The sequence below is a fragment of the uncultured Arcticibacterium sp. genome, from assembly GCF_964021845.1.
GTDB lineage: Bacteria > Bacteroidota > Bacteroidia > Cytophagales > Spirosomataceae > Arcticibacterium.
The window spans coordinates 297,759-320,016 of record NZ_CAXHZC010000005.1; the positions used below are offsets into that span (position 1 = coordinate 297,759).

General features: G+C 37.9%; 18 protein-coding genes. 6 read left to right on the forward strand and 12 right to left on the reverse strand.

Going from position 1 to position 22,258, the window contains the following annotated elements; all coding sequences use genetic code 11:
- Positions 1-109: 109 nt before the first annotated feature.
- The 3 genes from AADJ06_RS15755 to AADJ06_RS15765 are packed head-to-tail and all read right to left on the reverse strand — an operon-like array spanning position 110 to position 2,802.
- Positions 110-937: a type IV pili methyl-accepting chemotaxis transducer N-terminal domain-containing protein gene (locus tag AADJ06_RS15755; protein WP_341227440.1), complete on the reverse strand. Its 828-nt coding sequence runs from the start codon at positions 935-937 to the stop codon at positions 110-112.
- A 59-nt stretch (positions 938-996) separates the two neighbouring features.
- On the reverse strand, positions 997-1,773 hold the full coding sequence (locus tag AADJ06_RS15760; protein ID WP_341227441.1) for a DUF3575 domain-containing protein: 777 nt from the start codon (positions 1,771-1,773) through the stop codon (positions 997-999).
- Between the two features lie 3 nt (positions 1,774-1,776).
- Complete coding sequence (locus AADJ06_RS15765; protein ID WP_341227442.1) at positions 1,777-2,802, reverse strand: GntG family PLP-dependent aldolase; 1,026 nt, start codon at positions 2,800-2,802, stop codon at positions 1,777-1,779.
- Between the two features lie 166 nt (positions 2,803-2,968).
- Between AADJ06_RS15765 and AADJ06_RS15770 the strand changes: the two genes are divergently transcribed.
- From AADJ06_RS15770 to AADJ06_RS15780, 3 genes are all read left to right on the forward strand, one after another.
- Positions 2,969-5,470 (forward strand): transglycosylase domain-containing protein, encoded by a 2,502-nt coding sequence (locus AADJ06_RS15770; protein WP_341227443.1) that lies wholly within the window; start codon positions 2,969-2,971, stop codon positions 5,468-5,470.
- A gap of 125 nt (positions 5,471-5,595) precedes the next feature.
- A complete protein-coding gene (locus AADJ06_RS15775) occupies positions 5,596-6,084 on the forward strand; it encodes a (2Fe-2S)-binding protein (protein ID WP_341227444.1) in 489 nt (162 codons plus the stop codon).
- A 4-nt stretch (positions 6,085-6,088) separates the two neighbouring features.
- Positions 6,089-8,239 carry a molybdopterin cofactor-binding domain-containing protein gene (locus AADJ06_RS15780; protein WP_341227445.1) on the forward strand — a complete coding sequence of 717 codons (2,151 nt, stop codon included), beginning with the start codon at positions 6,089-6,091 and terminating at the stop codon, positions 8,237-8,239.
- A 338-nt stretch (positions 8,240-8,577) separates the two neighbouring features.
- Here the strand turns inward: AADJ06_RS15780 and AADJ06_RS15785 are convergent, their stop codons facing one another.
- Positions 8,578-9,039, reverse strand: coding sequence for a hypothetical protein (locus tag AADJ06_RS15785; RefSeq protein WP_341227446.1), 462 nt, complete (start codon positions 9,037-9,039; stop codon positions 8,578-8,580).
- Between the two features lie 321 nt (positions 9,040-9,360).
- Between AADJ06_RS15785 and AADJ06_RS15790 the strand changes: the two genes are divergently transcribed.
- Positions 9,361-10,113 carry a helix-turn-helix domain-containing protein gene (locus tag AADJ06_RS15790; protein ID WP_341227447.1) on the forward strand — a complete coding sequence of 251 codons (753 nt, stop codon included), beginning with the start codon at positions 9,361-9,363 and terminating at the stop codon, positions 10,111-10,113.
- A 63-nt stretch (positions 10,114-10,176) separates the two neighbouring features.
- Here the strand turns inward: AADJ06_RS15790 and AADJ06_RS15795 are convergent, their stop codons facing one another.
- Entirely contained in the window at positions 10,177-10,557 is a 381-nt protein-coding gene (locus tag AADJ06_RS15795) for a hypothetical protein (RefSeq protein WP_341227448.1), read from the reverse strand.
- A gap of 175 nt (positions 10,558-10,732) precedes the next feature.
- On the opposite strand from AADJ06_RS15795, the gene AADJ06_RS15800 reads away from it, so the two are divergent.
- Positions 10,733-11,554 (forward strand): universal stress protein, encoded by an 822-nt coding sequence (locus AADJ06_RS15800; RefSeq protein ID WP_341227449.1) that lies wholly within the window; start codon positions 10,733-10,735, stop codon positions 11,552-11,554.
- A 247-nt stretch (positions 11,555-11,801) separates the two neighbouring features.
- On the opposite strand, the gene AADJ06_RS15805 is transcribed toward AADJ06_RS15800, so the two are convergent.
- Together AADJ06_RS15805 and AADJ06_RS15810 are read right to left on the reverse strand one after the other, a co-directional pair.
- Positions 11,802-13,160 carry a hypothetical protein gene (locus AADJ06_RS15805; protein WP_341227450.1) on the reverse strand — a complete coding sequence of 453 codons (1,359 nt, stop codon included), beginning with the start codon at positions 13,158-13,160 and terminating at the stop codon, positions 11,802-11,804.
- A 14-nt stretch (positions 13,161-13,174) separates the two neighbouring features.
- Positions 13,175-15,592, reverse strand: a complete 2,418-nt coding sequence (locus AADJ06_RS15810; RefSeq protein ID WP_341227451.1) for a TonB-dependent receptor — start codon at positions 15,590-15,592, stop codon at positions 13,175-13,177.
- Positions 15,593-15,663: 71 nt separating this feature from the next.
- On the opposite strand from AADJ06_RS15810, the gene AADJ06_RS15815 reads away from it, so the two are divergent.
- The gene (locus tag AADJ06_RS15815; RefSeq protein ID WP_341227452.1) at positions 15,664-16,704 is read left to right on the forward strand and encodes an AraC family transcriptional regulator; all 1,041 of its coding nucleotides are present in this window, start codon (positions 15,664-15,666) and stop codon (positions 16,702-16,704) included.
- Between the two features lie 54 nt (positions 16,705-16,758).
- Here AADJ06_RS15815 and AADJ06_RS15820 read toward each other — a convergent pair whose 3' ends face one another.
- From AADJ06_RS15820 to AADJ06_RS15840, 5 genes are all read right to left on the reverse strand, one after another.
- Positions 16,759-18,033: a TRAP transporter large permease gene (locus AADJ06_RS15820; RefSeq protein ID WP_341227453.1), complete on the reverse strand. Its 1,275-nt coding sequence runs from the start codon at positions 18,031-18,033 to the stop codon at positions 16,759-16,761.
- The gene (locus tag AADJ06_RS15825; protein WP_341227454.1) at positions 18,030-18,482 is read right to left on the reverse strand and encodes a TRAP transporter small permease; all 453 of its coding nucleotides are present in this window, start codon (positions 18,480-18,482) and stop codon (positions 18,030-18,032) included. The genes AADJ06_RS15820 and AADJ06_RS15825 overlap by 4 nt, the downstream gene beginning before the upstream one ends.
- Positions 18,475-19,509, reverse strand: coding sequence for a TRAP transporter substrate-binding protein (locus AADJ06_RS15830; protein WP_341227455.1), 1,035 nt, complete (start codon positions 19,507-19,509; stop codon positions 18,475-18,477). Before AADJ06_RS15830 ends, AADJ06_RS15825 begins: the two co-directional genes overlap by 8 nt.
- A 185-nt stretch (positions 19,510-19,694) precedes the next feature.
- A complete protein-coding gene (locus AADJ06_RS15835) occupies positions 19,695-20,288 on the reverse strand; it encodes a tRNA-(ms[2]io[6]A)-hydroxylase (RefSeq protein WP_341227456.1) in 594 nt (197 codons plus the stop codon).
- A gap of 195 nt (positions 20,289-20,483) precedes the next feature.
- Complete coding sequence (locus tag AADJ06_RS15840) at positions 20,484-22,040, reverse strand: sulfatase-like hydrolase/transferase (protein ID WP_341227457.1); 1,557 nt, start codon at positions 22,038-22,040, stop codon at positions 20,484-20,486.
- Positions 22,041-22,258 lie beyond the last annotated feature (218 nt).

Sequence of the window (22,258 nt, forward strand, 5' to 3'; positions counted from 1 at the left end):
GCTATTTCCTAGTTATGCCAATTGAATAGGATGAAAAATATAGTAAAGGAGGTTTGAACTATAACGTATATGTGGTTTGTGTAGATGAAATATATTTTTGTCAAAAAGGTTATCTATTGCCTACGTTTTCTTGCTGTATTTCGTAAGCCTTGTCTACAATGCTTTTAATGATTTTGTCTAAGTCATGAGTGCTTTCTTCTAAATGGTTTAGAAGTTGATTTTTCTCACTATCTATAAGTGTGGGGTCAGTTTTAATGAGTTGGCTAATAGCAAGGATGTTAGCTACTGGTTTTCTTACTTCATGGCTCTGCTGCCATGCTATTTGCTTAAGGGCTTTGTTTTGTTCTAGAACCTGGTTTCTTGATTTTTCTAGGGAGTTTGCTTGCGGATAATAAATGTACCTTACCTCTAAAGCGATTATGATAATAGAGAATAAAGCTAAAATTATTTCTAGTAAAACTATTCCTGAAATCTTCTCTTGAGACTTCATTTCCAAAGCATTTACAATGGCGTCCATTTCTTCCAGTAATAATTGCTGATTCTGATTAATGCTTTCTAGGTTTAGCTCACTGCTTTGTTGAAAATTTGAAATAATGTTGCCTGTAAAAGTATATCGCTCATTGAGCTTTTCTAGCATTTTAACTATTTCAGGAGATTTAATGCCATTGAGTGACAATTCTTTACTACCATGAATAAGTGCCAAATGAGAAGTTTTAGCTAGGTCAAATGTTTCTTTGAGGGTCTTAAATTCAATTGAGTTTTGAGATAGTTGATAGAATTGAAGATTAAGCCGCTGGCTAAGCATCCTTTGCCTGCCCGAAATATTTATGTGTTTAGCATCTTGTTTAATAGTAGCTAAAGCATACTGAATTAGCATTTGGTTGATAAAAATCAAGCCAACAGTCAGTAAGACACCAAAAATGTATTTCCGCTTCATATAATTCAATCAAGTGTGGACTGCAAAAGAAGGACTATCTGAATTTTACAAGGAGGAAATTAGAAAAATACCCCCAAGTTAAATACGAAGCCACGAATACCTAAATATGGTACAGTTTTAATGGCATTGATTTCGGCTCGTTCTTCACCTACTGTAACATCAAAATATGAGTCGCTAAGCTTAAATCGGTCTACTATTTTATCTTCTAGGTAGGCTCTGTCACTTTCATCTAGTCTTGATAAGATAGACGTTTCTACTTTTGCGTAAACGCTTTTTGCTCCGCCAAAGTGGGGACCCACTAGAATAAAGTCTAAGACAAATCGCTCTCCTAATTTAAATTGTTTACCCACCATTAATCCTCCTGAAATAGCTTTGATGTCAAAATTGATGGGTACCTTATCAAGGGTATAAACAGTGCCGTCATAACGTGCCTCTAAGGAGGCTGGAACTAGAGCTTCAAAGTTTTCAAACTGACCAAATACGCTTATGAAGAAGCGGTTTCTTTTATCTCCAAAATAGTATTTCAGCTCAGGTGAAAGACTTTTTACGCCAATCTGAGCAAGATCTACAAATATGTATTCGAAATCTACACCGGTGATACCAATGCCATGTTTTTTTGCGAGTTTATCAAATTCCTCCCCAAATGGTATTGATTTTTGAGGACGGTAAATAAAAGAATTGGCAAAAGATAAATTAGGAGTCAAAGCTCTTTCGTAATTAACAGAAATAATACCAGTTACTAAACCAGATGCATTTACTTTTAAACTGTTTTTAAAGTCTGACTGAGCAGAAAGAAACAAAGGAAAAGCACAAAGAAGAAAAATGATTTTACGCAAGACTTAAAAGTTTAATTGACCCAAAACCTGTTTGGTATATGTTATTTGTTTTTGACTTAAATCTAAGTGTGTCACAAAACGTACCAAATGCTTACCAAAGGTTACGCATTTAACATTTTGTTTATCTAGCTCACTAACGAAGTCTTTGGCCAAAATACTATTGACTAACTCAAAAATGACAATATTGGTTTTAATCGGATACACTTTTTTAAGCCACGATTTACCTTCTGCCGCTGCACCTATCTCTAAGGCGTCTACATGGTCTTCTTTTAAACGCTCCACATTATTATCTAAAGCATAAATTCCGGCGGCTGCTAATAGCCCAGCTTGCCGCCAGCCACCTCCCCAAGCTTTTCGTTGTCTTCGGGCTTTTTCTATTAACCTTTTGGAACCTATTAGTACTGAGCCAACAGGGCAACCAAGCCCTTTTGATAGACAAATAGAAATACTATCGAAAATCTGACCATAGTCTCTGGGGCTTTCTTTCGTTTCTACCAATGCATTAAATAGCCTGGCTCCATCAAGGTGAAGTTTTAGGTTATTTTCTTCACAAACTTCTTTTATCTTCTTGATTTCATCAAAGTCATAATAAACTCCGCCGCCTTTATTCATGGTGTTTTCGAGGCATACCATAGCAGAAGGCGGAAAATGAATGTCGTCGCTTGGGTTGATGGCTTCGGTGATATCCTCTGCTCTTAAAAGTCCAGATTCACTTTCGATGGTTTTGGTGGTTGCTAAAGAGTTAGACGCTATACCACCTGCTTCATAAAGATAGACGTGAGCTTTGTCGGCACATATCACCTGTGTTCCGGGAGAAGTTTGAGCCTTTATAGCCAGTTGGTTTGCCATAGTGCCAGATGCACAAAAAAGTGCGGCTTCCATACCAAATAGCTTTGCTACTTTGGTTTCTAAGGCGTTTACGGTAGGGTCGTCACCAAAAACATCATCACCAAGGGCTGCCGAAAACATGGCTTCTTTCATGCCTGAGGTAGGCTGAGTAATGGTGTCACTTCTAAAGTCTGCTATCATTAAAACAAGAATTATAATGTGCCACAAAATTAATCATGCTGGGCTGAATGTCTTAATTTTAAAAAAGAGTTTATCTTTCGGATCTATTTCCGTAAAAAGAAGTAAGTAGAAATGTAAAGGCTGACTGATAGTTAATTAGAGAAAATTATTCTAAACCGTAGATAAATTGATAAACGAATTTTTTACAAAAGTTAAAGAGAACCCATATTTACAGAAGTTCCTCAAGGCTTCTATCGCTCTTTATCAAAAGGTTTTTAAGTTTAGTGTGTTTAACAGAACGGAGTTCAAAATAGCTTCATTAAAAAGTAAGTTTCTTAGACTACTTTATACATTCGGTTTGCTTCTGGTAGCTTTTGTTTTTGCTTTAGAGAGTAATTTTTTGTGGCTTTTTGGCGACATGCCCACAATGAATGAAGCTAGAAACACCAAACTAGCAGTGCCTTCTGAAATATACTCGGCTGACGAAAAACTTCTAGGTTTGTTTTATGTAGAAAACCGTAGTCCTGTTGCTTATGAAGAGATTGATTCTTTAACCATAAAGGCTCTGATATCTACAGAAGATGCAAGGTTTTACCTCCATAACGGATTAGACATTGTCTCGCTCTCCGGAGCTGTTTTTTCTACCTTAACTGGAGACAAAAGGGGAGGAAGTACCATTCATCAGCAATTGGTCAAAAATATTTTTAATACTCGGCATAAGAACTCAAGAGGCTTATTAGGCTACATCCCTGGTCTTTCTACCTTAGTAGCTAAAATTAAAGAATGGGATACTGCTATTAAGATTGACTTTTTCTTTGAAAAGAATGAGATATTAGCACTGTATCTCAATGCAGTCGATTTTGGTGATAATACCTTTGGCATTAAGCTGGCAAGCGAGCATTTCTTTTCAAAAGCACCGCAAGATTTAGAACTGCATGAAACAGCACTCCTAATAGGAATACTTAAAGGCACGAGCTATTATAGTCCCAAAAGAAGACCTGAAAGAGCTCTAGAAAGAAGAAATGTGGTGCTAGAGCAAATGCTGAAATATAATGACATTGACAGTGTAGCCTATGAAAAAGCCATTAAAAAACCATTGGGTCTGAAAATTACCGAGATTAATAAAGAAGAATCTAGTGCTCCGTATTTCAGAACCATGCTCAGACCACTTTTGATGGAGTGGTGTGATGAAAATGACTATAATTTATTTGCCGATGGTTTAAAAATATACACCACTATTAATTCCAAAATGCAGACAAATGCAGAAGATGCGGTAAAAAGCCATTTGACAGAAATTCAACGTAGCTTAGATTATGAGCAGGGGGCTTACAAATATTGGTTTAAGAAAAAGATAGCAGAAGAAAAAGCTGCTTTTAAAAGAGAGAATCCAAGAGAAAAGGAAGTTCCTGAAATGCCTACGGAGGCAGTACTGAACAAGTTGATTAAACAGTCGGGCTCTTATAAAAACTTCAGGAGTGCAGGATTGACAGAAGCGGAGGCTCTGGAAGCCATGGCAAAACCACATCCAACAGTTTTGGCAACGCATGCTGGAGAAAAGAAAATGACTATTTCGGCCTTAGATTCTGTAATGTATATGTCACAGTTTTTGCAGGCAGGTCTTTTGAGTATTGACCCCACTAATCTTCATGTACGGGCTTATGTAGGTGGGAGTAATTATGATTATTTTAAATATGACCATGTGGTGCAAGCAGGCAGGCAGCCTGGAAGTGCCTTTAAACCTATAATTTATGCATCGGCTTTAGAAAATGGCTACGCGGCCTGCACTACAGTGATAGACAAACCTTTTACTATAGAAACCAGTATAGGAGGCAAACAAACCACTTGGGCACCAAAAAACTCTAATGGTTCATACAGCTACGCTCCGGTTAATTTGAGAAAAGCTTTAGGAAGAAGCATAAATTCTGTAGCCATAAGGGTGCTTCAAGATGTAGGAACTAGCAAGGTGATAAAAATGGCTGAGAACTTGGGTATACATTCAAAACTAGATAATAACCTTTCTCTAGCTCTAGGAACTAGTAATGTGACGTTGTTGGAACTGACAAGAGCATATTTACCATTTGCTAATCAAGGTTTAAGTGGCGATGTGGTTTTGTTTGATAAAATTTTGGATAAAACTGGCGAAGTGGTTTACGAACATAAACAAGAATTAAAGCAAGTTTTAGCCCCTGAGCATGCTTATGAAATGTCTTACCTGTTACGCGGTGCTGTAGAAGAAGGCGGTGGAACCGCAAGACGGCTTTACAACTATGGAATACCATATAACAACGAAATAGGAGGTAAAACCGGAACAACGAACGACTATGTAGACGCTTGGTTTATGGGTGTAACCGCCAATCTAGTAACAGGTGTTTGGGTAGGCTGTGATGATAGTCGAATTCATTTTACTTCAGGGAACGGGGCAGGAGGAAGGGCTGCTTTACCCATTTTTGGGAAGTTTATGCAGGCGTCTTATGCGGATAAAGAAATAGGGCTAGAAAAAACTACATTTTTTAAACCTGAAGATTACGACAGCGGTTTATTGAACTGTCACTTTGTTCCTGTAGAAGTTGACTCTACTCTGAGTGATAGCCTAGCGGTCAATCAAGATTCGCTCTTGATTCAGAGAAGAGAGGAGTTTAAAGCTTTAGATGTTCAGGAAATTGAAATAAAACAACCAACCTTAGAGTAGTTACTTTTTAGAATCTTTCTAGATTATTTTTATATGCAACAGTACAGACCAAAATAGGTCTTTTTACTGTATGGAAAATTGTATATTTACATACAATACCTTTACTACGAACCTATTAATACATTATGCCGAATTACAACTTAACCGTAAACAACACCCGCTATAAAATAGAAGCGGAAGAAGATATGCCGCTTTTATGGGCTATCAGAGACCTAGTGGGTCTTAAAGGAACTAAATATGGCTGCGGAATAGCTCAGTGCGGAGCATGTACCGTTCATTTGGATGGTTCTCCAGTCAGAAGCTGCCAAATGCCAGTAGGCTCTATATCCAAGAAACAAAAAATTACGACCATAGAAGGCATTGGCACAGAAGAAACCCTTCATGCCGTGCAAGACGCTTGGATAGAAGAGCAAGTACCGCAGTGTGGGTATTGCCAGTCTGGTCAGATAATGTCTGCGGTGGCTCTATTAGAGCAAACACCAAAGCCTACAGAAGAAGATATTACAAGCTATATGAATGGAAATTTATGTAGATGTGGAACCTATGATAGAATCAAAAAAGCTATCAACAGAGCGTCGGGTCAATTGTCAAACGAAGAACTAGGAAAACGATAAAATCATGAGCAATAAAAATACAAGAAGAGACTTTTTGAAAGTTTCATCCATCGGTAGTTTGGGATTGGTTTTAGGCGTTAATTCTTTAGCGAATGCTGCAGCGGTAAAGAAGATTCCTGTAAAAGTGCTGGAATTGGAGATTAACCCTTTCATTATCATTTCTACGGACGACACCATCACGCTGGTAAATAGCCGCCCAGATATGGGGCAAGGTTCCACCCAAGCAGTACCATCCATTTTGGCAGAAGAGCTAGAGGTAGATTTAAGCAAGGTCAAAATAATCCAGTCGGACGGAAAAGCTAAATACGGCTCTCAGCAGTCTGGAGGAAGTAGCACTGTAAGAGGCTTATGGAACAACCTGCGTAAAACAGGTGCTGCCGCCAAAGAAATGCTTATAGAAACTGCCGCTAAAAGGTGGAAAGTGTCAACTGACCAGTGCTATGCTGAATTGGGTAAAGTGTATTTGAAAGGTTCTGATAAGGTATTTACGTACGGTGAATTGGCAGAAGAAGCCAACCTTTTGGAAGTACCAAAGAACCCAAAACTAAAAGACAGCAAAGATTTCAAATATTTAGGCAAATTCCATAAAAGACTAGACGTACCTAGTCGTGTGACTGGAAAAGCCGTTTTCGGAATTGATGTAGTGCTGCCGGGTATGCTTTACGCAGCCAGTGTGCATGCACCGTCTATCGAAGGTAAAATACTGAGTATTGATGATGCTGCTGCAATGAAAGTAGCTGGCGTTCAGAAAGTTATCCGAAGTAAAAGTTTTTACCCTGGTGGCGAAAATGAATCTGTGGCTGTAGTTGCTAATAATTACTGGTCGGCCTTAAAAGCCAGTAGGTTATTGGATATCACTTGGTCAAATGGAGATTTGGCTAAGACGCTTAATTCTGATAAATACTTTGCAGACATGTATAAAGCTGCTGAGTCTGAAGGCGTGCGTTATGAAGAAGATGGTGACTTCAATGCTTACTATAAAGCCTCTGAAAATACGCTTGAAGGAATTTACGAAACACCGTTTTTGTCTCATGCGGCCATAGAGCCTGTGAATGCTACGGCTCATGTGAAGCCTGATGGTTCTGTGGAGGTTTGGGCACCTATTCAGGGACCAGACGGAGCCATAGGAGATGCTGCAGGAGTTTTAGGGATTTCACCTGATAAAGTAAAAATCAATCCTACACTTTTGGGAGGTTCTTTTGGGCGTAAAGCCTTTATGAATTTCATGAAAGAAGCTATTGATATTTCAAGACAAGTAGAAGCTCCTGTAAAACTAATATGGGCTAGAGAAGAAGATATGGCTCAAGGGCCATACAGACCTGCCATGTTGAGTAAAATGCAAGGTGTGATTGGTAAAGGAAATACCCTAGACGCTTTGAGTCACCAAGCCATTGGCGAGTCTATTCAAGGGCAGCACTGGAACGCACTTTTGCCTTACAAAGCGGATGGCTGGTTAGGTGGAGAGCTTTCTCAAGAGAATCATAAATACAAATTTGGAACGCATAAAGTAACTTATAGCCGCGTAGAAACGCCAATTCCAATACTTTGGTGGAGGTCTGTATATGCGTCTAATTTTGGTTGGGGACAGGAGTGTTTTATAGACGAGATGGCTCATAAAGCAGGAAAAGACCCGTTAGCCGCTAGAAAAGAACTGCTAAAAGGCAATGAAAGAGACCTTAAAGTGATTCAAAAACTAGAAGACGAACTGTCAAAAAGTGAATTACCCACTGGACATGCCATAGGCGTGGCCATGTTCCGTTCTTTTGCTACCATGAGTGCAGCAGCTGTGGAGGTCAAAAAAGGAGAAAACGGTATAGAAGTAGTTAAAGTTACTTCGGTGATAGACTGTGGTCAATACGTAAACCCTGACCACGTAAAAGCTCAAACAGAAGGTAACATAGTGATGGGAATATCTGCAGCGGTAAAAGGCGGCATCACATTCTCAAACGGCAAATGCGACCAAAGTAATTTCCATGATTATCAGTTCATGCGTATGGCCGAAATGCCAAAAGTGGCTGTTCACATCATAGAAAACCAAGAAGCACCAGGAGGGGTAGGAGAGCCAGGCTTACCGCCAATAGCACCAGCCCTAGGAAATGCCATTTTCAACCTAACAGGCGAAAGACAAAGGAAATTGCCTTTGGATTTAGCTTAGAAGTTAGATTTTATGTTAATATTTTGAATCCGCATGCCGTTTGGTGTGCGGATTTTTTTGTTCGACATTAAATAGTAGTTGAGTTGTTGATGAGGTTAGGAAGATCATATTAACGGCTTTATCTTTACCAGAAAGAGTGTTCAAAAATATGGTAGAAATATTTAATATGGCAGTTAGGGTAAGTTATTAACTGTCAGGCCCCCGCCTACTGAGGGCAGGTAGCGAAGACCCTGCCTGTCCTCCTTTCTGGCGGATAAATTGGCAGACTGGGAGGTCCTTTTATAGTTCAAGGACTTAGGTAAGACCTGCACAATTGCTTCCTAAGGAAACTAGCTGCTCTATTCCTCATTAGTTTCCAACTTTTCGTCAAAACGCTTATCTAAAAGGTTCAACCTTTTAAGGTTATTTCCACAGACAAAGTAAACATCTTTAGTAAATGATATTTCGGTTCCTTCAGGGTTAATGGAAGTCACTTCAGTTAATACTTGGTCTGAGCCTTCCCAGGCAATTTGTAGTTTGTTAGCCGCCTTGTCAAAAGTCCAGTTTCCCTTTATGTAGGTCTGGTTATTTTCTGCTAATACCGTGGCAGTTTTATCTTTTCTGAATAATACTTCGACGGTACATGCACGGCTATTTTTACTTTGCCAAAAGTAACCATCAGCAGTTAATAGCTTTTCGAAATCATCCAATTGGTTTTGAGTGATGGTGGTAGAAGTTTCTTTTTTGCTTGTCTGGTTTCTATTGCAGCCAATCGCCACAATCATTGTCAAAAAGAGCGTAAGGTATTTGAAGTTTTTCATTTTGTTGATTTCTCATTCTGTTAAGCTTTGGAAGCCATATTGCCGAATATACGAGGTTAAACCTGCCTTTCCGCCTAGCGAAGGAGAAATCGGTTGACCAAGAGGATTGATGAGGTAATTGGAGTTAGGAAGTGGGACGAATTTTTAACTTGAATGAAAACCACTCTTTTTGAATTAAAAGGTGAGAAGCGTTTTAAGTGGCTGTAATATGGGCTCTGTCACCCAAATGTCATATCGCATTTCTCAAATGACGTATCAAATACAATGTGTAAATTTGAATAGTATTTAAGTTCAAATAACCTTTGCATCGAATTTAGAGGAATGATGAAACAGCCAGATTTAGGTAAGAAAATTTTAGCATTGAGATTGGCCAAAGGCTTAACGCAAACCGAGCTTGCAGATGAATGTAATGTGAGTTTACGTACTATTCAACGCATAGAAGCAGCGGAAGTAACACCAAGGAGTTATACGGTAAAGCTAATTTTTGACACGCTAGATTATGATTTCTATAGTGCCGAGGCTAAACCAGCAGCAAGGCCAGCTATCCTGAAAGAGAATACCCAAAATACGGTAGCATCATTTTCTGAAAAATCGAATGGTATTTTGAATATTAAAACAAAGGAAATGAAAGCGATAGTTTATGTGAGTGTATTATGTGTGGCATTGGCGGCATTATTTTTTGGGATAGCAGAATACCGAAACGCCGGGATTGATAGAGTAGATCAAGCTCGTGCTACCAATATGAATCCGAATTTTGTACGGTGGTTTAACGCTGGGCAAATGGACTCCTTGGGTTCTGTTTACTTGCCAGATGCTTATATCATGCCGATTGACCATGAAAGAATTCAGGGAAGACAGGAAATTATTAGTTACCATCAAGACCTTTATGATATGGGTTTTCGTATGGTTAGCAATGTGCAGGAAGAACTTATAAAGTCTGATTCTATTGCGGTAGAAAGGGGATACTGGAAAGGTGTAAATAATGGTAGTTTTTCTGGCTACTATTTAACGCAGTATAGACTTGTGGATGGGCATTGGTATATTGAAAATGACATGTCTAGTGCGGCTGATTAAGATTATTTACTAAAAAAGGAAGACTCATTAAGTCCTCCTTTCAAATAGTGGTAGTGAATGAGGCTATAAATTTTTCCCAACAAAATCGTTGAACGTTTCTTTCATCTCAACGAACAGCTTTTTAAAAGTCTCCATTCTGTCTGCTAAATCAGTTTTCTCGCTCATTTTCCTGTGGTCCGAGGCCACAGGATTTGCCTTTATATTAGCTTCAATGGCGTCTTCTGAAATTTGAATATCATGATTAAGAATGTCAATCTGTTCCTTTTGGATGATAAATTGATTTTGGAACTGCTCTACGGCTTTCTTTAAATCATGGTTGGTGTTTTGAATGCTGACTTCTGAAAGCCGATTTCTAAGGCTAATTAAATTATTGCTGTAAAAGGCTAATTCTTCTTGCCATGTTTTATGGTCTTTGTGCAGGTCTAATAAATACTCCTTTTCCATGTTTTTCTTTGTTTTTGTTATTTCAAAGAAATGGAATGTATGGCTTTCATAACATGAGGGTAGTCAGCAAAGGTGATGTCACTCATCAGAAGATTGTGATCATAAATAAACCTGCTCAAAATCATATTATTAAAGTGACTATTTGAAGAACTTGGTGTTAACAAAAAGGAGAATCATGAAGAAAATAATATTAGCGACCGACTTTTCAAAAGGAGCTTCAAAAGCAGAAGAAATGGCCATAGCCATAGCTAAAAAGCATATATCTAATATTATTCTTTTGTACTGCTTTACACCTACTTATGTAGACCCTACCATGCCCGGCGGAATGGTTATTGTTTTAGATGAAGGAAAAGAAAAACAGCTGGAAGATAAGCTTTCTAGAAAAGCTAGAAGTATTCAGGAGCAAGGTGTTCGGACTACTTTCAGGCTAAGCACTGGAAGTGTATCTGATGGAATTAAAACTTTGGTGGAAGAAGAAGCTGCCGATTTTGCTATTCTAGGGAAAACAGGAGCGTCTGGTTTTTTAGATAAAATATTAGGCAGTACTGCGGAGTATGTGATAAATAACATTAAGATTCCTTTATTGGTGGTGCCAGAAAATACAAAATCTATTGATGTTGATAGGATTCAATATGCCACCGAATTAGAATACGACGAAAATGAAATATTAGAAGAGGTCTTTGAGATAGCTAGAAAGTTAAAAGCGGAGGTTGATTTTGTCAATGTGTTATCTGATAAAAAATTAGACCTGGTAGACAATGCTAAACTGATTGACGATATGAAAAAAAGCTTTCCAAACGAGCGATTAAACATTCAGTCTATTCGGTCAAATAGCGTTGAAAAAGCTATTCTGGAGCTTTCTGAGTCAAAGGAAAATACTGCTTTAGTGGTGGCATCTCACCACAGAGGTTTTTTAGAGGGTCTTCTTAAGCCCAGTGTGAGTAAGAGTCTTATTGCTAGAACCAATGTGCCAACATTTGTTTTTCATTTTGAGTAGCAAATCCTTGATTGATGCAAGAGTGGAAAGGAGTAAGCTTTGCTGCGTGACGATTTTGGCTATTAGTTTCAGTACGCAGTAGGGGCAAGTGGGGCACTTGTTATCGTAAATATCTTTAAACCTTAATAGAGAATGGTTCCTCAGCACTTTGTGGTTGATAGCGGTAAAGCCAATTAAATATAAAGCCGATGTCAAAAAGTATTGACACCGGCTTTTTTGTTGGCAAAACTGCCTGAGAAATCAGTTTTTAGAATACTCCAATAAAGTGACTTCCTTCTATGTTTACTAGCTCCGCACCTTTAGTTACTTCGCCAGTTTCTGTGTTTACTACGTAAATGTTTCCGTTTTGACCTACGGCTGCTTGCGTTAGGTAGATGTCATTTCCGTCCACCACAAAACCTTGGTATTGGAATAAGTAGAAATCAGGGTCATAAGGAATAGCATCAATTTTTTGAGCAGTTTTAGTATTTAAGTCTACTAGAGCAAAAAATCCTTGAGCACCAGCTACACCATCTGCAGAGCCATTATGACGGTAAGCTACTACTGCTTTTCCGTTTGCTGCTGGTCTCCAAGCTAAAACGTAAGCACCTTCTACGCCCAAGGCATCATCAAGGTTGAAATCATAAGAGTTATCATACTGGTTATTTGCATCAATTTTTAAGATATGAGAACCTTCTGGGTCGCTTTGGTTTGCTTGGTATACACTTCCATTGTATTCGAAAGCATTGATACTACGGTATCCGTTGGTGTTTCCGTACCCTACAGTAGAGGTAATTACAGTTGGGTTTAGTAAAGAAGGATAATCTAAAACGATGGTTTTTGAACCTAAAATTTCATAGCCGCTATCACTTTCAGCAGTATTAGGATCTACTTTACTTAAACGGGCACCAATATATAATTTATCTCCAGCAGCATTTAAAGTAGGCATGTCAATTCTTGAGAAATAGTAGCCATTAGCTTCCTCTTCTGCCGTTAAAGGCACACTATGCTCTTGAAATTCTTTAATAACAGAATTTTCAAGGTCTAATGTTACCACACCAATCTTAGCATCAGTACGAACGTATGTGTCGTCTGTAGCGTCATCTGGGGTACCATTGTCATTGATTTCATGCTCTGTAGAAACGTATACAGCAGCTCCAGTTTTATCACCATCAAATAACTTAATCCATCTTGGTGCTGTTCCTACATAAGGAGCAATACTCACAGGAGAACCCGTTGGAGTGAAAGTTTGACCACCTTCTACCGTATATTTAGTATAGTTTCCACCGGTATCTCCAGCATAACTAATGTTAAAGATAGTTTTACCATCTTCAGAAGATTGTAATCTTGCAGTTCTGTTAGAAGGTGCTATAAATCCGTTGTTAAATGGGTCTATAGAGATATTTGGGTTTTTGGCGTCTTCGCTGCTGATAGAATAAATTAGCGTTCCTCCGTTTCCATCACCTGGGTTTTCTCCCATTTTGGCGGCAGCTACAGTAATCCATCTAGTTTCTTCTGGTTCAGGCTCTGGTTCAACAACGGGATCGTCGTTCGTAGTACAGGCGTTTAAAAGGCCAAAAGTTGCTAGTACGGCCAGTGTTTTATTATTTAGAATTGTTTTTATCATCGCTGTTTAGAATATTAAAATTTATTAATCGAATAGTTAAGTTTTAAGTAAAAAGCTCTTCCTGGTTTCTGTACAGACAGGTTGTCATATACAGGTTTATCAAATATATTTTTAATGTCAAAACTCGCTACAACCCTGTTTTTTGGGAAGGCATAGCTAAGTCCAAAATCTTGTGCTAGTTGCTGAGGAACGTTGAAAAAGTCATTGCCTACTGTGTTGGTTCCCTGTGATGTGATGTATGAAAAGGCATCAGTAAAGTACATGGTGTAGAAAAGGTTTAATCGAGAATTTTTCTGAATTAAATCTTTAAATGAGTAGCGTAAGCTACCATTCATAGTAAAAAATGGTGTGTTTGGTACATCTATTTCTATACCTCTATTAATTACTTTTAGGTCAAAGCGAGATATGTTGAAGTTAAGTCCAAAGTTTCTGTTGTAATTATAGTTTAACTGGGCATCTATTCCTTTTGAAGTAGCTGTACCTTGATTAACATAGAGTATTAATTCATCATCCACGTTTAATGATGTTTCAATAGGCAAGCCTATACGATCTTTAATATTTCTAGCAAAAAGGTTAGTAGAAACCACAAAGTTATGTTTGCGTATAGCAAAGGTTCCTAAACGAAATCCCAGATTATAGTTTCGGCTTTGTTCAGGATTAATGCTTGAATTTGCTATAACATTGTCGCCATCATCACCAAACACTTCGGTTTCACTCGGTAGCCTTACCGCTTTTTCCGCGGAAGTTAAAAGGGTTATTTTTGAATTAAGAGCGTAAGATAGAGCAAAACCATAGCCATTATGTTTCTTATTACTACTTACTGTCTCATCCACTATTTTACTTTTACCATCTACACCTTTTTCAATAGTGGGGTCTATGCTTATGGTTTCTTGCTGGTAGTATTTTCCAAACAAGCTTGTCTTAAGCCTATCATCTAAAGCAGATAGCTCGTAGGTTAAAGAATAGATGTTTTTATTTAAATCTCTAGTGCCTTTAAAGGTGTTTTCTAAAACGGAACGCAAAGCATCACTATCTTCTCTATCTACTCCACTGTATACATGGTTTACTAAGAATTTGTGATGCTTATTGATAGCATAGGAGAGCCCTGTTCTGATAGATGCTACATTTCTATCAATTTTGGTCAGTGTAGGTCCTCCTTCTTGCTGAGAACCCCAAGAGTAATTATACTCATTTCCTCTAAAGTCAATGGCTCTTTGACCATTCCAGCTGTAAGCTGCAGCTACCGTATCATTAACAATTCGGTTTCTCTTACCATAAGTGCCGTTCACATTAACATCTAGGCCATCAATCAGAAAGTCTCTCTTTTGATAAGTTAAAGTACTTAACAAAGCCTCTGATTCTAAAAACCTTCCTTTATATGGGATGATGGTCATGAAAGCTCCATGTTGTACTTCTTTATAATCGTCGGAGCCTGTTAAGCCTATTAGAAATTGGTCTGCCCATTTTACATCTGTAAAACCAATTTGAGCCATTCCGCCGGTGGAGCGATAGGCATCATTAAACCTTCTAGCAGTAATAGGCGTTTGTACTCCGCCTAAACCAGTAACCACTACGCTTCTTCCAGATACCTTATAATCATTGTCAGAGTAGTTATGAAAGGCAGAGGCTTTTACCGTAAAGCCAGATTTTTTATAGCGATACAGCCCATTAACACTTGTTTGAAAGGTGTTAAAAGAGCCATAAGAGGCCGATGCGTTAAAATTACTTTGTGCACTTTTATGAAGCACTATATTAATGGCTCCGCCCAATGCATCGTCTGCTAAATGGCCAGGAACCACGCCTTTGTAAACTTCAATGTTCTTTATCATTGAAGGCGGTATACTATTTAGGTTAAATGAAGAGCCATAAATGGAGATAGGAATTCCGTCAATAAAAATACGTACCGAATTTCCAGATAATCCGTTTAAACTATAGCGTACTTCTGAGCCCAAGCCACCGTTTTGACGAATTTTGACACCTACTGTGGTATTTAGCAATTCGTTCGTTTGAATATTTCTGAGACTAGCTTCCTTAGTCTTAATTATATTTACCGCAAAGCCCTGAGTTTCCTTTTCTGTTTCTTCTGATTTGCCCAAAACGTTGACTTCGTCAAGGCTTTCTGTTTTTTCTTCTAAAACAAAATTGACCTTAGTTTGAAAGTTCTTATTATTGAGCTTAATAGTTTTCATCACTGTGTTATAGCCAATAAAATTGACCAGAACGGTATGCTCGCCAAAAGGGACTTTGTCAATGATGTATGCTCCATTGTCGTCAGAACTAATGCCAATGTTCAGTTTCTTTATCAAAACCGTGGCATAAGGCATTGGTTTTCCTGAAGCATCATGTATAGTGCCCGATATGGTTCCTGTAGCTTCTAGCCCTTGAGCATTCCAGAAGATTAGGAGAAATATGGCTGTAAAAAGTCCTTTCATTTGAATAAAAAACACTAGTATTCTTATTTATACTAAGTCTAAATAAATAACTTTGCAAAAGTAACTGAAGAATGGCAGCTGTAATACCGCGAAAGGAACTTTTAAGTACGCAAAAGGAAGTAATGAGAATAGAAGAAGAAGATGGTAAACGCATAATGTATAGAGAGGTATGCGTAAAGGAGCTTTTAAAAGATTCTTACGTAGGTGACTGCATCAGGTTTAATACCGTAGAAGTATCCAAAAATGACAATGCGGCTTATATAAGTGGAGTAGATTTTACCACAAACAAATTTCCCTTTAAGCCAAATACCGCTATAAGTATTTCAAGTGATGAGGCATTGATTAAAATTCATTTCTCATTAGAAGGCACCTACAGCTATCAGCCATTAACGCATATTAAGTATTTGGTTCAAATTCCAGAGAATCATTGTAACATGTTTTATTACCCAGCCACAGAGGGGAGAGAGATTTATTATGAAGAAAACACAAAGGCTTTTGAGCTATATGTAAAACCGTCTGTTTTAAAGGAGCTTTTAGGAGCAGGATATAAACGTTGGCTAGAGAAATTAGAAGGGGCAATTAAGAATTCAAATACTTATTTACATTGGGATAAAAGCACATTTATACCACCTCACATACGAAATAGAATTCTGGAGGTTTTACAGTGTCCTTATAAGGGAGAGGTCAGAAAGCGATACATAGAAAGTAGCTTAACCTTACTCTTAATTGAGTTTTTACTTGGCAGGGAATCAATAGCGGTAACCAAGAATAGGGCAAAACTGCCAAATTCGGATTATTTGGCTTTGGTAAAAGTGGAGACCTATATTAGGAAAAACCTTCAAAAACAGCTTAGAATAATAGACTTGGCTGAATTAGCGGGATTCAATGCCACCAAACTGAAGAGAGATTTCAAGAAGGTATATGGTCTAACTATTTTTAAGCACATCACATCTTTACGAATGGAACGTGCTATTAAGTTAATAACAGAAGAAGGTGTCCCAATAGCTCAGGCCTCTTATGAAGTAGGTTTTTCACATCCCCAACATTTCACCACCGCCTTTAAAAGAACCATGGGATATTTACCAAGCCAATTAAAACCAATGGAAACTTAATTTGTCACGTTTTTTGAGCATCAAACTTTGAGTAGAAAAAGTGTTCTTAATTCATTATTCCGCAAATAGTTCAGGTAAAAATAATGACAGCTGTGGTATTAGCGTGACTAATATTAGTACGAATAAACTCACAAAAAGGAATGGGAGGGCCGCTTTACTCACCTTTGTAATAGAAGTTTTGCCGATACTGGAGGCTACAAATAAACAAACGCCCACAGGTGGAGTGGTTAGCCCAATGATTAAATTTAGAACGGCTATAACCGCAAAGTGAATTGGGTCAACCCCAACAGTAATGGCCACTTTTAATAGGATGGGAAACAAAATAAGCAGAGCAGCTACGGTCTCCATAAAAGTACCAACAAAGATTAGCAAGAGGTTTATTAAAAGCAGTACTACATACTTATTTGTGCTAAAATCTAGAATTTCATTGGATATATACTGAGGCATTCTTTCGGTTATAAGAATCCATCCAAATAAATTGGCAAAACCTACAAGAACCATTAGAGAGGCTGAGGTCTTCATAGAGTCTAAAACAATAATTTGTACTTTTTTAAAACTCAGGTTTTTATAAACGTACCGTCCAATGATAAACGCGTAAAGAACCGCAATAATAGAAGCCTCTGTTGGCGTGAAGACTCCTCCAATAATCCCAAATAGAATTATTATAGTCATTAATAAAGCCCAAAAGGTGTCAATTAAGCTAGTGCCTATTTGCTTTAAAGTATTTTTGGCATGTTTAGGATAATTCCTTTTTACAGAAATAAAATAAGCCACAAGCATAAGCCCAACTCCAAGGAGAAAGCCAGGAAAGGCTCCAGCTAAAAAGAGTTTTCCTACCGATAATCCACTTAATGTGGCTGCAATAATCATAGGAACGCTAGGAGGGATTATTGGTCCTACAGTGGAGGAAGATGCTGTAACAGCACAAGAAAACCCCTCATCATAACCTTCTTTTTTCATTGCAGGAATGAGTACAGACCCAATACTTGCCGTGTCTGAAACCGCGGTGCCTGAAATACCCGCGAATAACATGGATGCACCTATGTTAGCTAAAGACAAACCTCCCCTTATATGACCCAAAAGGTGATTACAGAAGGTAATGATTTTGGCAGTTAATCCTCCGTGATTCATTAGGTTTCCGGCTAAGATAAATCCAGGGATACTTAAGAGTACAAAGACATCTATTCCTGAGAACATTTTCATCGGAATGATTATTAGAGGGATGTTTTCACCAATAATGTAAACCAAACAAGCGAGGCCTAAGGCAAAAGCAATAGGGAATCTTAAAACCAAAGCCAAAAGGAAAACAATAAATACTAACCAAATCATTTCAATCTTTTTAATAGTGCTAGGAAAGAGTAATATGCCATAGTAGCCGACATTATAACCATACAGAAAAAGGTTAGGCTCATTGATGTGCCCATACTTGCGGATTTTTCAGGGAGTCCTAGCTTTACGAATAAGACTGCGTGATAAAACATAAGACCAAATAGAACAAAAATAACTAGGTGTATAAACAACAAAATTTTGTCTTGAATGCTTGGCTTCAACCGTTCAAAGAATACATCTAGGTAGACGAAATAATTGTCTTTCAAAGCTAAACCTGAGGCAAATGAAATGGTATAAATGAAGAATAAACGAGAAGCTTCCTCTGTCCATGCAGGAGTATTAGACATGAAAAATCGGGCATAAATTTGCAAAGCTACGCTTGCAATAAGGCCAAATGTGCTAATTAGTGTTCCATATTTCAGAAATTTTCCAATTACTTTTTTAATCATCTAATTGCTCTTTTGATTCAATTATTTCTTGGTAGACTTCCTGCATTTCAGGCGATAAACTTTCGTAAATAGCCTTTTCACATTTTTTAGCAAAAGCCGCTTTATCTACCTTAATAAATTCCATTCCCCTTTTCTGTAATTCTTCCTTAACACTAGCTTCACTTTCAAGAAATAGTTTGTGCTCATAGGCTTGCATATCCTTAGCAGCCTCAAGAAATATCACTTTTAAATCTTCTGGCATTCTTTGAAATTGCTTTTCACCTATTAATGGATACCCCCAGCTCATGACATGCTCTGTTTCATTAACGTACTTTTGAACTTCCGGAAACCCGGCACTCAAAATAAGAGAATAGGGGTTTTCAAGACCTTCTATGGTGCCCTGCTGTAAAGAAGTAAATACTTCGGAAAGTGCCATTGGCGTGGGTTTGGCCCCCATGGCACTCCAAGCCGTGACGAAAGAAGGCACGCTAGGAACTCTAAGAATTAGACCATTTAAGTCGTCTGGATGCCTTATTGGTCTATTTGAGGTTAATTGACGAGGGCCACGTACAAAATAAGTGATGGGTCTAAGACCGGTACCCTCAATTATTTCTTTTTCAATTCGCTTTCCTATCGGACCATTAATGAGCTTTTCCTGTTCTTCATAATTTTGGATAAGATAGGGCAATTCGCAAAAAGCGGCTATATCGACCCAGTTGCTAAGTAATGACCCTGAAATGGTCATTTCAATAACCTCTGCTTGAATCATCCTTAATGATTCCATTTCTTTGGCCAATTGTTCAGAAGGATATACTTCTAGTTTTATTCTGCCTTGGGAGCGTTCTTGCAGTATTTCTCCAAAGTACATAAATGCTTTATACCAATTATGTTCCTCATTGAAAATTATACTAGCCCGTAACAAAACCTCAGGCTCATTTTTGCTTTTACATTGGAGGTTAGAAAAGCTTAAGAAAATCAAGCTCAAAAAGAGCAGAATTTTACGGGTTCTAAACGACTTCGAAAGAAAAGTATTCCGGTTGGTTTTCATGAAATATTATATTCCACGAATGTAATAATGAATATGATATTATTGAATGAAAATATTGAATTTTAACTAGACAAGAACTCGACTTAAGCTAGAATTTTGACTAAATGAGCTTATTTGAGAAGTTTTTGATGTTTTAGTACTGACTTAAGGGTATGAGTAAATAGCTACCCGGCCATAGCTAAAACCTACCCATGAATACCCTCCGACTTGCCATAATTAGCAATAACTTCTGACTCAAAAGCTAGCCATTCTCTCCAGCGTGTTTCCACATCAATTCCCACTCCATACTTACGAGCGTAGGTGATAAAGGTGGTATAATGACCAGCTTCACTTTCCATCAGTTCCCAGTAGAATTTTGATAACTCTTCGTCTGCAATGTTTTGTGAGAGTACTTTAAATCGCTCGCAACTACGAGCCTCTATCATAGCCGAAAAAAGTAGTCGTTCCACTAAACCGGATACTCTAGTGCCATTATTGCTTCTTTTCATGTATTGAGCTAATTCGCCTACATAATGGTCTTTACGTTCTTTAGCAAGCTTTAATCCTTTCTTTTTGATTATTTCATGCACCATTTGAAAGTGCTCAATTTCTTCTTTGGCAAGAGCCAGCAAGTCTGTAACTAAATCCGGATATTCTGGATTATTAACTACTATAGTAATGGCATTAGTAGCCGCTTTTTGTTCACACCAAGCATGGTCAGAGAGAATCTCTTCAATGTTTTTCTCAACAATATTAACCCATCGAGGGTCAGTTGGTAATTCTAGGCGTAATACAGACATACAGTAATTGATAAAATTGAAAATAAGCGGAGGTTTTGGTTAAAACAGTATCAGAAAACCATAACCATGACAAAGTAAAAGATTTGTTCCTGCATGCCTCGTATATTTTTAATTTATGTTTGTACTAAACGGGCTTGCTATACATAAGGAATATCAGGATTCTCTCTTAGAAGCATTAGCTAGGAAGTGTTAATTCTACTTTCTATATCCTATATTATTCTTGTTCTGAAAATGGCCATTAGCTAGGTCTCCATCACAAGCTTTAAGAAGTAAGGCTTGTAAAGTTTTCAGCTTTTCTGGTTCTGCTGTTGATAGGTCATTTTCTTCTTTAAAATCATCTGGTAGATAGTATAACGCTGTCGCATCCCTTTTGAGGTCTGTTCTTATTTTCCAGCCGTCGTTCATGATGAGGGTAGGCCCCGTAAAAGAAGAGTAAACCACATAATCATGTTCTTGCTCATTTCCTTCACCAATTAGCTCTTTAAAGAAAGAAAGCCCATCAGTTTTATAATCTTTATCAAAGCCCGTTATCTCTGCTATTGTTGGCATTATATCATAATTGGACACCAGTCTTTTGCTCGTTATTCCTTCTACAATTTTCCCTGGCCATCTCACTAATAGTGGGATATTAATGCCACCCTGTAGGTTACTTCTTTTCATACCCGCTCTTCCTCCGTTTCCATTAAAAACATCTCCACCTAAGTCGCTGTAGTATTTATTCTCCAAATCATTAAAGCGTTCTCCCGTTTGCATGTTGGTATAGGGTTTCAGTACGCGGCCTTCTAGTCCATAATAAATTTCGTGGCCATTATCAGCCGCAAAAATCACAATAGTATTTTCATCAAGATTTAGAGCTTCTAGTTTGTTCAATATCTGACCTACATTATCATCCAGCATTTTCACCATGGAAGCGTATTCTTTCTCTATCTGCGTTAAACGGTTGTCGTTAATAAAGTCAGAATGTACTTCTGGAATAGAAACAGGGCCATGTGGCAGCTGTGTAGGAAAATATAGGAAAAAAGGGTTTTCCTGATTGCTCTCTATAAAGTTTATCACCTTATCCATAAATAGATTTTGAGAATAGACCTTTTTGCCCTCCATATTCCATCTTTCCTCAAAAGCCTCTTTGGTTTCTGGTTCTTTTGACTTTCCAGAATTTAAGAGTGTATTTCCCTCTATTTTAATCAAATTACCATCTTCAAAAAGGAATGGAGGATAAAAGCCATGTGCTCTTTCGTGGTCTAGATATCCAAAGTAATGGCCCCAGCCATGGCGTTTCATTTGCATATTAGTGGCTGCAAAACCCCATTCTAGTTTACCAAATTGAGCTGTTTTGTAACCCATATTTTGAGCCACTTCACCTAAAAATACTTGTTCTTCAGGAATAGGCGAAAGCACACTGTTGATGGTGTTTTCAATTTCGTTTAGGTTTGATTGGTTCGCTTTCTTATAAATGCCTCCATGTGTCACTTCGAATCTGTTTTCATGACAATCATGCAGACCAGTAATCAGTGAAGCTCTGGACGGAGCACAAAGCATATTGGCGTAAGCATTTTCAAAACGCATACCTTCGGCAGCAAGTCTATCAATGTTTGGTGTTTTTATGCTTTCTTGCCCTTCATGCCCTAGCATGCCAATTCCTAAATCATCGGCGTAAATTAATATAACGTTAGGCTGTTCAGTGCTTTTTTGAGTACTGGTGCATGATGATATAATACCTATAAGAATAAATAATAGCCAGTTGGTTTTCATTGATAAAAGAGAGGTTGGTAAGTGCGTAATGAACGCTAAGCTAATGCAATATAAAGTAACAAGCAGTGCCTGTATTTGGCTAAGAAAAAAGGTGGGGCAATCAAGAATGTGCTTTTCTAGACTTTAAATGCATTATTTTGCCTTTGCTTACAATTTTTGACAAAAACTGATAAGCGTAAAATGAGCCATTTGAATACCCAATTGAGACATAAAGAAGC

Coding starts and splice junctions, on each gene's coding strand:
- AADJ06_RS15755 (WP_341227440.1), bottom strand. CDS start 937: ATGAAGCGGAAATACATTTTTGGTGTCTTACTGACTGTTGGCTTGATT.
- AADJ06_RS15765 (WP_341227442.1), bottom strand. CDS start 2,802: ATGATAGCAGACTTTAGAAGTGACACCATTACTCAGCCTACCTCAGGC.
- AADJ06_RS15775 (WP_341227444.1), top strand. CDS start 5,596: ATGCCGAATTACAACTTAACCGTAAACAACACCCGCTATAAAATAGAA.
- AADJ06_RS15780 (WP_341227445.1), top strand. CDS start 6,089: ATGAGCAATAAAAATACAAGAAGAGACTTTTTGAAAGTTTCATCCATC.
- AADJ06_RS15785 (WP_341227446.1), bottom strand. CDS start 9,039: ATGAAAAACTTCAAATACCTTACGCTCTTTTTGACAATGATTGTGGCG.
- AADJ06_RS15790 (WP_341227447.1), top strand. CDS start 9,361: ATGATGAAACAGCCAGATTTAGGTAAGAAAATTTTAGCATTGAGATTG.
- AADJ06_RS15795 (WP_341227448.1), bottom strand. CDS start 10,557: ATGGAAAAGGAGTATTTATTAGACCTGCACAAAGACCATAAAACATGG.
- AADJ06_RS15800 (WP_341227449.1), top strand. CDS start 10,733: ATGAAGAAAATAATATTAGCGACCGACTTTTCAAAAGGAGCTTCAAAA.
- AADJ06_RS15805 (WP_341227450.1), bottom strand. CDS start 13,160: ATGATAAAAACAATTCTAAATAATAAAACACTGGCCGTACTAGCAACT.
- AADJ06_RS15810 (WP_341227451.1), bottom strand. CDS start 15,592: ATGAAAGGACTTTTTACAGCCATATTTCTCCTAATCTTCTGGAATGCT.
- AADJ06_RS15815 (WP_341227452.1), top strand. CDS start 15,664: ATGGCAGCTGTAATACCGCGAAAGGAACTTTTAAGTACGCAAAAGGAA.
- AADJ06_RS15820 (WP_341227453.1), bottom strand. CDS start 18,033: ATGATTTGGTTAGTATTTATTGTTTTCCTTTTGGCTTTGGTTTTAAGA.
- AADJ06_RS15825 (WP_341227454.1), bottom strand. CDS start 18,482: ATGATTAAAAAAGTAATTGGAAAATTTCTGAAATATGGAACACTAATT.
- AADJ06_RS15830 (WP_341227455.1), bottom strand. CDS start 19,509: ATGAAAACCAACCGGAATACTTTTCTTTCGAAGTCGTTTAGAACCCGT.
- AADJ06_RS15835 (WP_341227456.1), bottom strand. CDS start 20,288: ATGTCTGTATTACGCCTAGAATTACCAACTGACCCTCGATGGGTTAAT.
- AADJ06_RS15840 (WP_341227457.1), bottom strand. CDS start 22,040: ATGAAAACCAACTGGCTATTATTTATTCTTATAGGTATTATATCATCA.